Below are 14,130 nucleotides of genomic sequence, written 5' to 3'. Positions count from 1 at the left end.
TTTTGCTTCACAACAGGAGCTAATTCTGAACGCAATAAACCCAAAACTTGATGAGGCGCTACAAGCACCAACGACTGAAATTTACCTGTAGAAGATGCTTTGAGCAGATCGTTTGCTAATGAATGAATAAATCGTTTTTGGCTATCTTTGGTACTTGCCTCTTTACCATGCGGAACTTTATGGTGTCCTTTTGAAAAATCATGAATTGTGACTAGCTGATAACCCGCTTCTTTTTCAAAACCCTGATAAATACGAGCCTGCGTATGATTTAAAGTAACGATCCAACGATGATTATTTTTATGATGAAATGACATGTTTTCTCCTTTTGTCTTTGTATAAAAGGAGACGTTAAAATTGAAAATGACAAAACCAATGAAAATAACTGATTTAAATCACCTCCAACACTGCCTAAAATTTAAGCAGATAAAAACAAATATTTTTTAAAATAAAATCCTCCCATTTTGAGAACATACCATTGCAATATGCCAAGAGAGATCCTGCTAACCCATGAAAACTAAATCTTATTATGTGCAAACTGTGTAAAAACGGAACCTGTAGCATTTTTATACATACCCGCTAATCCTTATTTGACGCGGCATTCCAGATAGGCAAATCCACTAACATACCTTGCCTGTTTTACAGAAATAAAATTAAAATATTTTTGGGTACAAGGAGGGTTTAATGAAGGGCATTATCTTCACAGTTTTTAACAAGCTGGTTGAGGAAAAGTTTGGGCTTGAAACCTGGGACAAGCTCATTCTTGCTGTAAAGCCCAAGTCGAAGGGAGCCTACACCACGGCGGCTACTTATGAAGATAGCGAACTTTTTTCTCTAGTGGGCGAACTTGCGAGCACAACTAAAATTCCTACAACCAAACTTATTAAGACCTTTGGATCATACACTCTTCTTACGCTTTCTAAAATCTATCCCGCATTTTTTGAGGGAAAAACTCTTAAAGAATTTTTAACGAGTATCGATCAAATTGTACACGTAGAAGTTAAAAAACTTTACCCCGATGCCGGCCTACCCAAATTTAATTATGAAAATCCCTCACCAAACGAACTTGTCATGAACTACGAATCGCCGCGTAAATTATGCGTGCTGGCCGAAGGGTTAATTGAAGGAGCTGCCCACTATTATAAAAATAAAATTACTATAAATCATCCTCTGTGCATGCACAAAGGAGCTCATCACTGTCGTTTAGAAATTAAAATTGGAGATTAAATTATGATTACCGATTTTAATAAACATATTGAATTACTTACACGTCAGCTTGAACGTGAAAAACTGGCACGTACGCAAGCCGAAAGTTTACTGGAACAAAAATCTCTTGATCTTTATGGCACTCAAAAAAAACTGGAAGAACAATATCTTCATCAGCAACAAAATAACGCCGAACGTGAATTGCTGTATGAGATTATGATTTACGTTTTAGAAAACCACAGTTTTTGCGATATCATGACCTTTTTCGTGAACCGCATTGGCCAAATGACCAATTGGGATGTAGGGCATGTATATGTTCCTACTCAGAATGAACCCGTACGACTGGAATCACAAGGCATTTGGTATTCATCTAAAACAGACGAATTTGCCGATTTTAAGGAACTAACTTTTAACACTGTATTTGATTCTGGCGAGGGCTTACCCGGACGCGTGTTTCTATCTCAAATGCCCCACTGGATTGAAGATATTGAAAACGATCCCAATTTTTTACGTGCACAAATACTAAAAGACATAAAATTAAAATCGGCTTTTGCCGTACCTATTCAGGTGGGCGATAAGCTTGTGGCTATTGCAGAATTTTTTACACTCACCAAAACAACGCGCGATAACAAAATGCTTAAAATTGTGGAAATGGCCGCCATGCAATTAGGCATGTCACTCGAAAAGCAGGAGTCTCAAGAAGAACTCGAAAAAAACAATGTGGCACTCGAGAACACACTATCTAATTTAAAACAGGCCCAGGCACAACTGGTTCAATCCGAAAAAATGGCAGGCCTTGGGGTACTCGCCGCCGGAGTCGCTCACGAAATTAATAACCCGGTAGGCTTTGTAATGAGTAACCTGTGCACGCTTAATTCTTATGTAAGCTTATATAAATCTTTAAGCGACAAGCAGGATAAACTTATCGATCTCTATCGCACCAGCAGCAATCAACTGGCCATTCAGGGATACCTTAACGAAATTGATATGCTGAAAAAGAAGGAAGATCTTAATTTTGTTAACGAAGACATCGATATTCTTATTAAAGAATCTACCGAGGGAATCGAGCGCGTTCGTGATATTGTGCAGGGGCTTAAAAGCTTTGCCCGCTTAGACGAAGCCGACTTTAAAGATGCGGATATTAACGAGGGGATTGAAAGTACACTTAAAATTGTATGGAACGAAATTAAATACAAATGCACACTTGAAAAAAAGCTCTCCCCTGTTCCTCTTATCCGCTGCTTTCCCGGTCAACTCAATCAGGTTTTCATGAATTTAATTGTAAATGCCTCACAAGCTATTAAAGAAAAAGGAACCATCACCATCGAAACTTTTTCCGATAACGATTCGGTATCTGTAAAAATATCGGATACAGGCCATGGCATTGCCCCTGAAAATCTGGAAAAAATATTTACTCCCTTTTTCACAACCAAGCCAACAGGCAAAGGCACAGGGCTTGGGCTATCGATATCGTACGGTATCATTGAAAAGCACGGTGGAACAATCAAAGTGGAAAGCACCGTGGGTGTGGGAACAAGCTTTATTATTACGCTTCCCAGAGAGGGGGCTCAAAATGCAGCTTAACACGTGCACCATTTTACTGGTGGATGACGAAACCAATATTCAAAATTCAATCAAACGCATTTTACGCAGCGAGCCCTATTTTATTATTACAGCAAGCAGTGCACAGGAAGGTTTGGAAAAATTTAAAGAATACGACATTCAACTTGTTGTATCCGATTTTAAAATGCCGGGCATGAACGGAGTTGATTTTTTAAAAGAAATCCGCCGTATGCGACCAGAATGCATACGCATCATTCTATCGGGCTACGCCGATTCGGCAGCTGTGAGTGAAGGGCTAAAAAATAGAGATATTAATCTTTTTATTAACAAACCATGGAAGGATGACGATTTAAAAGACATTATTCGGAGGGGACTTGCACCTTTTTTTTAGTCTCTTACAAAAAATATTTTGTGCAGAATGCACAAAATATTTTTAGATAAGAGACTTATCCCGTTTATCGGGGTTTGGGCTTACACGAACCAGTCTAAAAGGCTGATTAACACTTCTACTTTGTTCTGCACAACGGAACAAAAAATGGAGGGAATATGAATTTAAGAAATGTACTGATAGTTGATGATGAACAGGGAATCCTGAATTCTCTAAAACGCTTACTGCGCCAGGAACATATAGAAATTGACACCATCAATTCACCACTCGAAGCCCTTAAAATGGTGGAAAAGAAAAATTATACGCTTGTGATATCTGACCAACGTATGCCCGAAATGGAAGGCGCCGAACTGTTGGAAAAAATCAAAGAAATCTCACCTCAATCGGTTCGCATTTTATTAACCGGTTACACCGACATCAAAGCCGCCATGGATTCGGTAAATAAAGGCGGCATTTACCGCTTTTTAACAAAACCCTGGAATGATGACAGTTTAAAATCGGAAGTGCGCGCAGCACTCCAATATGCCGAGCTGGAACAAAGCTTTATGGGCAGCGTAAAAGCTTTGTCGTTAGTTTCTGAAAAAGCCAATTCGTTTATGGGACATCACTCTAAACGTGTAGCTAAGCTTGCTGTGGAAATTGCCAAGAAAATGGGACTAAAAGCCAAGGATATTTTTCAAATTGAAATGGCGGCCCTCCTGCATGATGTGGGTAAAATGCTGGTACCCTCCCCTATTTTAGAAACAAAGGAAGACAAATTAAAAGATACCGAACGAGCCATCTTAAAACGCCATCCCGAATTTGGAGAAGGCATTTTGAGAAGCATGCCCAATTTACTGGAAGCCAGTAAAATTGTGCGCCATCATCACGAAAACATGGATGGCACGGGCTATCCCGACCGCTTGCAATCGTCGCTTATACCAGTTGGAAGCCGCATCATTGCAGCGGCAGACGCTTTTGATAAAGCCTTAAACACCAAAGAAGTCTTTAAATCATCCACACTGGAAAATGCTCTGGAGTATGTCACCAGTTTAACGCCCAAAATTTTGGATAAATCTATTGTTTTGGTTTTAAAGGAATGTGCCCGTGGCTTTTTAATAAACCGCGATTACGATAGTGAAATAGAAGTAAAACCCTACGATTTAACTGCCGGCATGACTTTATCGCGCGATATTAAAACACTTACAGGTGTTTTACTTTTGGCCAAAGACACTTTAATAACGGCCGAAAATTTTCTGCAAACACAAAAATATTTGGCAGCCCATCCCTTTATTGAAGGCATTTTTGTTTTTAGAAATAATCCCCTCAAAACAGATAAAGGAGTTTCTTATGAAAACACAGCTGCTCCAGCATAAAAAAGTGTTATTTGTGGATGATGATGAAAACACAGCTCATTCGGTTAAACGCTGGCTTAAACTACATGCCATTCAGTGTCATGTTACCACCAAAGCGCAAGAATTAACTCGTTTTGCCAAACGTTTCAGACCCGATCTCATTTTACTCGATTTACACATGCCCCAAATTTCGGGGTTAAGTTTATTAAAGCGTTTAAAAAAAAGAAAAGATTTAAAAGATATACCCGTGATTATGCTCACCGGCAATACCGACAATACTTTGGCTTTAGAATCAATTAATTTAGGGGCACGCGGCTATGTGGCCAAAAGTCATATGGTGAAAGATTTGATACCGATGATTTATGAGTATGCATAGGAAGTGGAGTTACCACTTCATCTCCAATAAAAAAGCCCCTAAAATAGGGGCTTTTTTATTAAGAAGCATTCAGCTCTTTCATATTGACAATACAGGTCTTTTTTGTAAAAAGGGTCCCTCTTTAAGAATAAAGATTGCGGGAGCCCGATAAATCGGGACAACCCGGCGTTAGATTTTAGCAAGTGCGGGAGTAGCTCAGTTGGTAGAGCACTTCGTTGCCAACGAAGATGTCGCGGGTTCAAGTCCCGTCTCCCGCTCCAAACAAAAAAAGCCCACTATCGTGGGCCTTTTTTATTTCTACAAACTACTCCAAAGCCAGCTCAATACTGCGTTTTTCCAGCGAATACCCCACTACTCGCACCTTCACCTTATCCCCAATCTTATACTTCTTCTTCCGACGGCGACCAAACATTTCAATCCGGCCTTCATCAAAGATATAATAGTCGTCGTTTAAGTCTTTTACATGCACTAGCCCTTCCACAAAATGAGGGGTGAGTTCAATAAACAAACCAAATTTGACGATGCGACGTATACGTCCGTGAAACACTTCGTTCACATGATTGCGGATAAAAAACAGGCGATTCAAATCTAAAATTTCACGTTCGGCCTCCATCGAATTCCGCTCGGTTTTGGAGGTAGCCTGCCCTACCCGCGCCAAAAATTCGGGCGAATATAAAATCTTTTCCTTTTTAATCTTGGTTTTAACCTTCACGCCTACTTTTTTATTTTTTACCGTAAACTCGGCTTCAATTATTCCTTTATCGGCACGCTGAACCAAATCTTTAAGCAAACGATGAACAATAAGATCGGGATAACGCCTGATGGGTGAGGTGAAATGAGAATAATGGCGCAAATTTAAACCAAAATGACCCAGCGTTTCTTCGCTATACTGAGCCTGCTTCAGCGAGCGCAAAAACATAAAGTGCAAAAACTCTTCCATGGGATGCCCTTTAAGTTTTTCCATCACGGGTTTAAAATCGCCAGGCTCTTTTAATTTGTGTCGGTCGGTTTTAAAACCTAACAAATGCAGAGTTTGCAGATAGGCATAAAGTTTTTCGGGGTTTGGTTCATCGTGCACACGATACAGCGCCGGTACTTTTAAAGCACAGAAAAGTTCGGCTACAGCCACGTTGGCCGCAATCATAAATTCTTCGATGAGCTGATTGGCAAAAAAACGTTCGGCAACGGCGATGGTTTCTACATCCCCTTCGGGCGAAAACACCACCTGAGCTTCGGGCAATTCAAAATCAAGCGTACCTCGTTTTTTACGCTTTTGCATGAGAGCCTGTGCCAGATGCTTCATATTAATCAAGCTCTCACGCACTTCTTTATCGTAATGATCGGATGGTGTTTCTCCTCTATCAAAAAAAGCCTGAATATTTTCGTAAATGCCCCGCTTGGCGCTTTTAATAAAACTTTCGTAATAACGAGCAGACTTAAGCGTGCCTTCGGTATCGTAAAAAAGCTCACTGGTGAGTGTAAGACGAATTTCGTAAGGCTTAAGACTGCACATTTCGTTGGAAAGTTCCTCGGGCAGCATGGGAATAACGCGGTTAGCAAAATACGTGGAATTACCACGAGAGAGCGCTTCGGCATCCAGCGCCGTTTTGGGTTTTACATAATGAGCCACATCGGCAATGCTCACATATAAACGATACCCCCCCTTTTCTTTAAGCACACACACTGCATCATCAAAATCACGCGCATGGAGTCCATCAATAGTAATAATGGGGAGTTTGGTAAGATCAACGCGACCAGCCAGATCTTTTTTAGTAATTTTTTTGGGTGTTTTTTCGGTTTCGTGACGAACAGCGTCGGGAAAATCGGGCGAGAGATTATGTTTTGCCAGCACCGCTTCAATTAAAGCTTTGTCGGATTTGGCATTGCCAATAATGCGCAATACCTTGCCCTTCATGATAGAATGATGTGCTGAGGGATAAGACGTCACCTCCACTAAAACTAAATTACCCAAATCGTCGTGACTTATTCCTTCGGCATCCACCACAATCTTAAGTTCGTCGTTAAAATCGCGATTAGTAACCACATAATGTTTGCCTTCACGGCCTAAGATACCAACCCAAGTTTTTCGGCCACGTTCTAAAATTTCCACCACACGGCCACTGCGCCCCTTGGGATCTTCCTCCCAAACAACAGCAACCTTATCTTGTGAAAGTGCTCCGGCCATATATTTAGCCGGAATAAAGACATCCTGCTCGCCTGATTTTTCGGGAATTAAAAATCCAAATCCATCGTAATGCATTTTGAGGGTGCCAATGAGACGGTTATCGTTTGAAAGCGCTTGATAAATTTTGGGAGCAACTTTGATAATTTTGCCGTCTCCCGCCAAACGCTTAAGCAGATTTTTAACATCCTTTTTATAAACGGGTTTAATTTTAAGAACTTTGAGAATTTCTTGGATGTGGAACGCGTGATTGGGTTTGACATTGAGAAGTTTGAGGATGTTGTCTTTCATATAAAAGAAGTAAGCGAGTTTAGCTGTGAGTACAAGGGAAATCCCTTGGGAAATTGCTTGCAAAAGCCTTGAGCTGTATCTATATCAACTTCCTGCTGTAAGCGCGGGTGGTGGAATTGGCAGACACGCTAGATTCAGGTTCTAGTGCTCGAAAGGGCATGGGGGTTCAAGTCCCCCCTCGCGCATTTTTTTCTTAAGTTATAGACGTGCCTGTAAGGCGCGGCTAGAACTTTAGAAAAAAATTGTCCTTGGCCCAAAGGGACAAGGGCATTTTCCCAATAAAGCATTAAGGGCGCATATTTCAGACAACCCTTGCCCCCTATCCCCATAAAATCCCCGTAATTCTTCTTGCAAAGTATTTAAAAACCTTTTAGTTTTCGGCCCACGTCGTCAATATGGGCGGCATTTCAATAAACCTCAAGGAGATACTATGAAAAAATTATCACTGATCGCTGCATTATTGGTTATGGCATCTACATTTGCCTGCAAAATGCCTCAAAAAGCTGAAGAAGGCTCTGCTCCCGAAGCACCTGCCGCTGCTGAAGCCCCCGCTGCTCCAGCTGAAGCTCCTGCTGCTCCCGCTGAAGCACCTGCCGAAGCTCCTGCAGAAGCTCACTAAGAGTATAGTTTTATTTATTCACCGGCGGATTACTCCGCCGGTGAATAAACCTTCACATTTTGACGTATCCCTTTAAGATGAAAAAAACATTTGTTACGATTATCTTGTGTTTATCCCTTTTAGGGATGGCTTTATCGTCTTGGCTTACCTACCAGCACTTTCAAATCACTAAAAAAGGTTTTGAAGAAAAAAGCTTCTGTTCCATCAACGAATACATTAACTGTGATGCTGTAAATGCCAGTTCTTACGCCGAAATTTTTAATACTCCTGTTTCTATTTTTGCTTTTCTGTATTACTTATTAATGGTGTTTTATGCCCTTGGCGCTTACTGGAACAATTCCCAAGAAAAAAGTGCTGGGCTTAGCTTTTCACTTTTACCTTCGTTAGCTTCGGTAGCTTTTAGTGCCTACATGGCCTACATTTCTTTTAGTGTGCTGCAAATGTTATGCCTGTTTTGCACGGGCCTCTATGTCATTAACCTGCTTATCCTTATATTAACTCCAAGGGCTTTAGGTATTTCCTATGCAGCCATCCCTTCGTTTATCTGGAATGGCATTTTAAAAAAATCCAAGGTACTCACACAAATTCCTATCGCCTTAGCCGTTATGGTATTAGGCGGGCTTGTATTTTCCAACATATCTCCTACGGCCGAAAAAGATAAAAATTTTAATGCTACCCAGTTTTTGGATTTTTATTTTAAACAACCTCAATCGCAAATTGATACTACAGGTCGTCCTTTTTGGGGTAATCCCAATGCCAAGGTTAAAATTGTGGAATTTTCCGATTTTCAATGCCCCTTTTGCCGTTTGGCGGCTATCAATTTAAAACCTTTTTTAACCGAATATAAAAAAGATATCGCCATCTACTTTTTTAATTACCCGCTCGACAACTCGTGCAACCCCAACATGCAGCGCCCTATGCATCAGTTTGCCTGTGCGGCTGCTTTTGGAGGCGTTTGCGCTAACCAATCTAACAAGTTTTGGGAGTATCACGATTTAGTTTTTGCCAATCAAAAAAGTTTAAATCCTCAAAAGCCTACCGAGTTTGCTAAATCGATAGGCATCGATGAAAAGGCTTTTAACGAATGTGTAGCTAGTGATAGCACCAAAAATGCAATTACTCTCGATTTGGAAGCTGCCAGCAAACTGGACATTAGCGGAACCCCCACTGTTTTTATTAACGGTCGTAAGTTTGGCCCCTGGAGAAATATTAAAGCCTTAAGAACCGCTATAGCTGAAGAAATCAAACGCGCAAAATAACCAACCCCATAAAAGGAGTCTGTATGTCCGAAGCTTTTATCGTTGATGCTGTAAGAACCCCTCGTGGAAAACGTAAAGGATCTTTATCGTATGTTCACCCCATCGATCTGGCCTCTCTTCCCTTAAAAGCACTTATCGAACGCAATAAAATCGATCCTAAACAAATTGAAGATGTCATCTATGGTTGTGTGTCGCAGCGTAACGAACAAGATAACGACATTGCCCGCGGTGCCGTTCTTGCCGCTGGACTTCCCATTGAAATACCTGGCGTGACCTTAAATCGCTTTTGTGCGTCAGGCCTCACCGCCTGCAACATGGCAGCACAATCGGTGATGGCCGGCAGTGAAGATTTAGTGATTGGTGGCGGTGTAGAGCACATGACCAAAGTTCCCATGGATATTAATTTTTTCTGTGGCGATTCGGGGCTGATGACTCATTACCCTAACTTGGTGCCTCAAGGTATTTCGGCCGAGATGATTGCCCAAAAATATGGTTTTACCCGCACTCAATTAGACGAATACGCTGCCCGCTCGCAAGATTTAGCCGCTAAATCGTGGGCCGAGGGTCGTTTTAAAAAGAGCATTATCCCGGTAACAGCCAAAAAAGAAGACGGCTCTACTTTTACTTTTGAAAAAGACGAACACTTCCGTCCTGGCACTACTGTAGAAACTTTAAAAAATTTAAAACTGGCCTTCAAAGAAGACGGCGTGATTCATGCCGGTAATTCCAGCGGGATTGTTGATGGTGCTGCGGGTGTTTTATTTGCTTCTAAAAAGAAATGTGACGAACTGGGTTTAAAACCACGTGCTAAAGTAGTGAGCATGGCTACTTATGGTTCCGATCCTGTTATCATGTTACTGGGCCCTATTCCTTCTACCCGCAAAGCTCTTAAAAAAGCGGGATTAACGATGAAAGATATCGACTTAGTAGAAATCAACGAAGCTTTTGCTCCCGTGGTTTTAGCTTGTGCCAAAGATTTAGAAATTCCCCTGGATCGCGTCAACGTCAACGGCGGTGCGATTGCCTTGGGCCATCCCCTGGGTGCCACCGGTGCTATGCTGGTGGGAACTGTTTTAGATGAACTGGAACGCCAGGATAAGCGCTACGGCCTCATCACCCTGTGTATTGGCATGGGCATGGGTGTGACGACGATTATTGAGCGCTTATAATGAGCCGTGATAAAAATGAAATTGGCAAGGTTACTGGTTATGGCGGCCCTTTAGAGCCCAACAAATCTATTTCAATCGGAGGCTACAACCAACATGGAACCTATCATCATAAAGTAATAAGCCGTGAGAAAACACTGGAAGCGATATTCTATGATAGTTTTGAATATGCTATGTCTAGTGAGGCTTCGTTTTTAAAAATAACATACAATCAATCAGAAATTTATAAAGATGAAACCCATTGGTACCTACCCTTTACGGCTTCATGGTCAGATCACATTCTCAAGGTAAGTGGCATTATTGTCTCTCCAGATCCATTTAACGAAGGGCGCTTTTCTCTTAAACATGTCGCGTTCGAAATAAATTGCTCCAATCCTCAAAAACCTGAATTAATAACAAACTAATCCCACTTAAAAGCTGTTCTAAAGACAAATCCTCTTCAAAATGCAAACACTTCAAAAAGTATCTTTGCGACAAAGTAGTAAACCTACTACCTCCACATGGGCCGTCTGCGAAAACATATCAACAGGATACACGCGTTCTAAACTATATTTCCCATCATCCATCATTTTTTTAATATCACGCGCAAAGGTAGCGGGATCGCACGATACATAAATAATAGCTTTGGATTGAAGTTTGATAATACTCTCCACAGCTCCTTCCAAGCCAGCTCGTGGGGGATCCACCAAGAGTAAATCGGGAATTATATTTTTAGTGAGAAACTTTTTGGTAAAAGAGGCGGCATCTGCCGCATGCCATTCAATTATATCGCTATTTTTTGATTGAGCAAAAGCCACCGCCTCGCGTGACGACTCTACCGCCCATATTTTTTCGCAGATTTTGGATAAAGGAAAAGTAAAATTCCCCGCGCCCGCATAAAGTTCTAACGCTACATTCGGCTTTAACTCACGGGCTAGCCTCATTACTAAATCGACAAGATTCCTATTTTGAATTTGATTAACTTGAGTAAAAAAGTTTTCGTCATCTTCTCGGATTTCTTTTCTTACCTCCCCCTTTGAAAAAGGGGGACTGAGGGGGATTTTCTTTCTATCAACCTGGGCTAAATCCCCCCTTCCCCCCTTTTGCAAAGGGGGGTGAAAAGAATGTAACTTCTTATTAACAGCATCCGACGCGAGCAAACACTTGTCGATTTCAACTACCGCATTACTTTTTCTTTGATGAAAACCCCACACACCCGCATCCCCCTGATGCAATTGAATCCGCGACCGATAGCCATACTCCACAGGAGACGGCAGCACATCGGCTATTGGTAACACATTAAGTTTAGCAATACGGGTTAAAGCATCAGCTACAATTTGTTTTTTGGCAGCGAGTTGCGCCTCATACGTCATATGCTGCAAATTGCAGCCACCACACACACCATAATAAGCACAGGGAGCTTTTAAACGAGACGATGAAGGTTTGATCACATCAATCAACTCCGCTTCATCGTACGACTTATGAGACCTCACCACACGCACACGCACCTCTTCGCCGGGCATCACAAAAGACACAAACACAATCTTACCCTGGTGACGGGCCATGCCCATCCCTTCGGAGGTTATTTTTTCGATGGTGACGTTAAAAGAAGACACTAGGAGATATCAAGCAAAATGGATTTATATTCGTTTTCGTAAACGGAATCTTTAAATAGTTCACGCGCCAGATGGCCTTTGTTTTTTTCGGCTTCAAAACCGTATTCAATAATTTTAGCGCGCATTTCGGGCGGATGGTATTTTAAATTGTGTGTTTCTTTACCTTTAAGCAAAAACTTTTTAATCCCTTCGGTAGTATAACCCATCATAAACAACAAGCGTCCCGAAATTTCGTCGGCCAAGGTTTCGTGCGCACGGCGTAAATCAAAAATTTCGTTCCAATTCATTTTCTGCAAATCTTCGTTGTTGGGTTTTAGCGCACACGAATGCCCCCACTCATGCGCTAGTACGCCAGCTAAGGTTTCTTCTTCGTTTTGATATTTTTCCAAAAATTCTACACCTAAAAAAACCGTATCGGTATCGTCAATACAAGCTACCGTTCCCTGAGCCGGAACCACATTACACTTTTTCTTTTTTAAATAATTAAGACGTTTTTTAAGACGCCCCACCAAACCGGTGGCAGCAAAGAGAGACGCTAAATCACCAATTTCGGAAAGCGACAATTGAACCGGAGGCGCTTCACCCAAAGATTTGGAAGCTTCAGCCGCATGTCCACCACTTACCGGCGTAATGGGCCGGTTAAGCGAAAGCTGCGAACTGGTAAGACTAAGTTTATCAACCTTCATAGAGTACCTATACTAGTTATCGGCAAAGTGCTTGTAAAGGTTGCGTTTTTTAAAAAGAAGAAAGACAAAGGGACGGAATACAAGTTATTGATTTTATTATACTTTATCCTTTTAGATCTTTACCCTCTTTTAAATTTTGCCCTAATCTCTCTCTAATATCACTTTCAGAAACAACTCGTATTTCAAACGCAATATTTTGAGTTGAACAAAAATCGGAAGCTTTTTCTAAAAGATGTTCAATTTGGCCAGTGGGGAGAGCTGTGCAATCTAGTCTAAAACGAATGAGCGACTGCGCATACTGCGGATAATGTTTTACTAAAAATCCATCCAGCACATACGCCAGGTAGCGATTAACTTTATCTTCCAACTGATACAATTGTTTAGGATCACTGCCCCATGCACGGGGTTCCATCATGACTAACACCACTTCGTTAGTTTTAGAATCACGCGTGATAAGATCAATCACTTGCGGGTTTATAATGCCACGCTCAATTTTATTAGTTTGCGTTGTCATTTAAAATGATCAAATCCCTTTTGACTAAGAACCACTTCATTACCGCCATACACCACCGATACACCCGATGCCGTTACATCCCCCAAACGGATAAAGTTAAAAGAAGACGATTGTTTTAAAAATTCTTTCTCTTTTTCTACACTAAAAAGAAGGACATAGTCTTCCCCACCATATAAAGCAAGCTCCAAGGGATTTTGCGCCACTCCTATAGACGCTTGTTGATATTGTAAATCCTGAGCTAACCCACTCATATCCAGCCTGGCTCCCACACCACTAGCCTTTAAAAGATGACCCAAATCTTGAATTAAACCATCACTCACATCTATCATAGCTGTTACGCAAGGCGATGAAGAAAGAAAAGCTGCTTTTTTAATATCTACTCCCGTTTTTTTATGAGCGCTTATAAAAAAACTTTCTTTCTTTCCTTTTTCCAACTCACATAAACCTAGCGACGCATAGCCCACTGGCCCCGAAAGATACAGCGCCTGCCCTAGTGCGGCACCCATTCTTTTTTTAAGATGCTGACAGGGAACAAGACCTGTAGCAGTAAGAGAAATAGACAGCTCAGAAGCGCGCGTTAAATTACCACCAATAACAGTGAAATTAAAAGTTTGAGCTTCACCTTTAACAGTTTCAAAAAACTCATCCACCCATTCATCTTTGATAAAAGTAGGAAGAGCCAGAGAAATTAGAACTGTATGCGGTATAGCTCCCATAGCATGAATATCGCTCATATTAGAACGTACCGCTTTTATAGCTAATTCACGAGCACTCCAGGCTTCTAATCTAAAATGAACATCCTCCACAAGACTATCGGTAGTAAGCACCATATAGCGCTCGTGATCATAATGTAAAACAGCGGCATCATCACCTATACCCAGCACTACACCCTCGCCCTTTTTTTCAAAAAGAGACGCAATACGGCTAATGAGTTCATGCTCCAAGCGTTTCATA

At 41.3% G+C, this 14,130-nt stretch carries 15 protein-coding genes and 2 tRNA genes; 11 read left to right on the top strand and 6 right to left on the bottom strand.

Going from position 1 to position 14,130, the window contains the following annotated elements; all coding sequences use genetic code 11:
* Positions 1–314: host attachment protein (locus K1X76_07595; protein MBX7148935.1), on the bottom strand; the 314-nt coding region annotated here is incomplete at its 3' end.
* A gap of 367 nt (positions 315–681) precedes the next feature.
* Between K1X76_07595 and K1X76_07590 the strand changes: the two genes are divergently transcribed.
* The 6 genes from K1X76_07590 (at position 682) to K1X76_07565 (ending at position 5,124) form a co-directional block, all read left to right on the top strand.
* The gene (locus K1X76_07590; protein ID MBX7148934.1) at positions 682–1,224 is read left to right on the top strand and encodes a heme NO-binding domain-containing protein; all 543 of its coding nucleotides are present in this window, start codon (positions 682–684) and stop codon (positions 1,222–1,224) included.
* Between the two features lie 3 nt (positions 1,225–1,227).
* On the top strand, positions 1,228–2,787 hold the full coding sequence (locus tag K1X76_07585) for a GAF domain-containing protein (protein ID MBX7148933.1): 1,560 nt from the start codon (positions 1,228–1,230) through the stop codon (positions 2,785–2,787).
* The gene (locus tag K1X76_07580; GenBank protein MBX7148932.1) at positions 2,777–3,157 is read left to right on the top strand and encodes a response regulator; all 381 of its coding nucleotides are present in this window, start codon (positions 2,777–2,779) and stop codon (positions 3,155–3,157) included. The genes K1X76_07585 and K1X76_07580 overlap by 11 nt, the downstream gene beginning before the upstream one ends.
* A gap of 155 nt (positions 3,158–3,312) precedes the next feature.
* Positions 3,313–4,509: a response regulator gene (locus K1X76_07575; protein MBX7148931.1), complete on the top strand. Its 1,197-nt coding sequence runs from the start codon at positions 3,313–3,315 to the stop codon at positions 4,507–4,509.
* Positions 4,484–4,864, top strand: a complete 381-nt coding sequence (locus K1X76_07570) for a response regulator (GenBank protein MBX7148930.1) — start codon at positions 4,484–4,486, stop codon at positions 4,862–4,864. Before K1X76_07575 ends, K1X76_07570 begins: the two co-directional genes overlap by 26 nt.
* A gap of 184 nt (positions 4,865–5,048) precedes the next feature.
* A tRNA-Gly gene (locus tag K1X76_07565) sits at positions 5,049–5,124 on the top strand.
* Between the two features lie 44 nt (positions 5,125–5,168).
* Here the strand turns inward: K1X76_07565 and rnr are convergent.
* Positions 5,169–7,337, bottom strand: coding sequence for a ribonuclease R (gene rnr / locus K1X76_07560; GenBank protein ID MBX7148929.1), 2,169 nt, complete (start codon positions 7,335–7,337; stop codon positions 5,169–5,171).
* Between the two features lie 101 nt (positions 7,338–7,438).
* Between rnr and K1X76_07555 the strand changes: the two genes are divergently transcribed.
* From K1X76_07555 to K1X76_07535, 5 genes are all read left to right on the top strand, one after another.
* Positions 7,439–7,522: transfer RNA gene (locus tag K1X76_07555), tRNA-Leu, on the top strand.
* Positions 7,523–7,767: 245 nt separating this feature from the next.
* The gene (locus K1X76_07550) at positions 7,768–7,956 is read left to right on the top strand and encodes a hypothetical protein (protein ID MBX7148928.1); all 189 of its coding nucleotides are present in this window, start codon (positions 7,768–7,770) and stop codon (positions 7,954–7,956) included.
* Positions 7,957–8,033: 77 nt separating this feature from the next.
* On the top strand, positions 8,034–9,215 hold the full coding sequence (locus tag K1X76_07545) for a thioredoxin domain-containing protein (protein MBX7148927.1): 1,182 nt from the start codon (positions 8,034–8,036) through the stop codon (positions 9,213–9,215).
* A gap of 23 nt (positions 9,216–9,238) precedes the next feature.
* Positions 9,239–10,384: an acetyl-CoA C-acyltransferase gene (locus K1X76_07540; GenBank protein MBX7148926.1), complete on the top strand. Its 1,146-nt coding sequence runs from the start codon at positions 9,239–9,241 to the stop codon at positions 10,382–10,384.
* On the top strand, positions 10,384–10,785 hold the full coding sequence (locus K1X76_07535) for a hypothetical protein (GenBank protein ID MBX7148925.1): 402 nt from the start codon (positions 10,384–10,386) through the stop codon (positions 10,783–10,785). Before K1X76_07540 ends, K1X76_07535 begins: the two co-directional genes overlap by 1 nt.
* 51 nt (positions 10,786–10,836) lie before the next feature.
* On the opposite strand, the gene K1X76_07530 is transcribed toward K1X76_07535, so the two are convergent.
* The 4 genes from K1X76_07530 to thiL all read right to left on the bottom strand — a co-directional run bounded on the left by K1X76_07530 (position 10,837) and on the right by thiL (position 14,129).
* Positions 10,837–11,976 carry a class I SAM-dependent RNA methyltransferase gene (locus K1X76_07530; GenBank protein MBX7148924.1) on the bottom strand — a complete coding sequence of 380 codons (1,140 nt, stop codon included), beginning with the start codon at positions 11,974–11,976 and terminating at the stop codon, positions 10,837–10,839.
* The gene (locus K1X76_07525; GenBank protein MBX7148923.1) at positions 11,976–12,662 is read right to left on the bottom strand and encodes a hypothetical protein; all 687 of its coding nucleotides are present in this window, start codon (positions 12,660–12,662) and stop codon (positions 11,976–11,978) included. The genes K1X76_07530 and K1X76_07525 overlap by 1 nt, the downstream gene beginning before the upstream one ends.
* 103 nt (positions 12,663–12,765) lie before the next feature.
* Positions 12,766–13,176 carry a hypothetical protein gene (locus tag K1X76_07520; protein ID MBX7148922.1) on the bottom strand — a complete coding sequence of 137 codons (411 nt, stop codon included), beginning with the start codon at positions 13,174–13,176 and terminating at the stop codon, positions 12,766–12,768.
* Positions 13,173–14,129 (bottom strand): thiamine-phosphate kinase, encoded by a 957-nt coding sequence (gene thiL / locus K1X76_07515; GenBank protein ID MBX7148921.1) that lies wholly within the window; start codon positions 14,127–14,129, stop codon positions 13,173–13,175. The genes K1X76_07520 and thiL overlap by 4 nt, the downstream gene beginning before the upstream one ends.
* Between the last annotated feature and the right edge of the window lies 1 nt (position 14,130).

It is taken from the genome of bacterium (assembly GCA_019695305.1).
GTDB lineage: Bacteria > UBA10199 > UBA10199 > UBA10199 > JAIBAG01 > JAIBAG01.
This window is presented reverse-complemented; position numbering and strand designations above follow the sequence as displayed.

Excerpts from the sequence above, each read along its gene's own strand:
- K1X76_07590 (MBX7148934.1), top strand. The coding sequence starts at position 682 with ATGAAGGGCATTATCTTCACAGTTTTTAACAAGCTGGTTGAGGAAAAG.
- K1X76_07585 (MBX7148933.1), top strand. The coding sequence starts at position 1,228 with ATGATTACCGATTTTAATAAACATATTGAATTACTTACACGTCAGCTT.
- K1X76_07580 (MBX7148932.1), top strand. The coding sequence starts at position 2,777 with ATGCAGCTTAACACGTGCACCATTTTACTGGTGGATGACGAAACCAAT.
- K1X76_07575 (MBX7148931.1), top strand. The coding sequence starts at position 3,313 with ATGAATTTAAGAAATGTACTGATAGTTGATGATGAACAGGGAATCCTG.
- K1X76_07570 (MBX7148930.1), top strand. The coding sequence starts at position 4,484 with ATGAAAACACAGCTGCTCCAGCATAAAAAAGTGTTATTTGTGGATGAT.
- rnr (MBX7148929.1), bottom strand. The coding sequence starts at position 7,337 with ATGAAAGACAACATCCTCAAACTTCTCAATGTCAAACCCAATCACGCG.
- K1X76_07550 (MBX7148928.1), top strand. The coding sequence starts at position 7,768 with ATGAAAAAATTATCACTGATCGCTGCATTATTGGTTATGGCATCTACA.
- K1X76_07545 (MBX7148927.1), top strand. The coding sequence starts at position 8,034 with ATGAAAAAAACATTTGTTACGATTATCTTGTGTTTATCCCTTTTAGGG.
- K1X76_07540 (MBX7148926.1), top strand. The coding sequence starts at position 9,239 with ATGTCCGAAGCTTTTATCGTTGATGCTGTAAGAACCCCTCGTGGAAAA.
- K1X76_07535 (MBX7148925.1), top strand. The coding sequence starts at position 10,384 with ATGAGCCGTGATAAAAATGAAATTGGCAAGGTTACTGGTTATGGCGGC.
- K1X76_07525 (MBX7148923.1), bottom strand. The coding sequence starts at position 12,662 with ATGAAGGTTGATAAACTTAGTCTTACCAGTTCGCAGCTTTCGCTTAAC.
- K1X76_07520 (MBX7148922.1), bottom strand. The coding sequence starts at position 13,176 with ATGACAACGCAAACTAATAAAATTGAGCGTGGCATTATAAACCCGCAA.
- thiL (MBX7148921.1), bottom strand. The coding sequence starts at position 14,129 with ATGAAACGCTTGGAGCATGAACTCATTAGCCGTATTGCGTCTCTTTTT.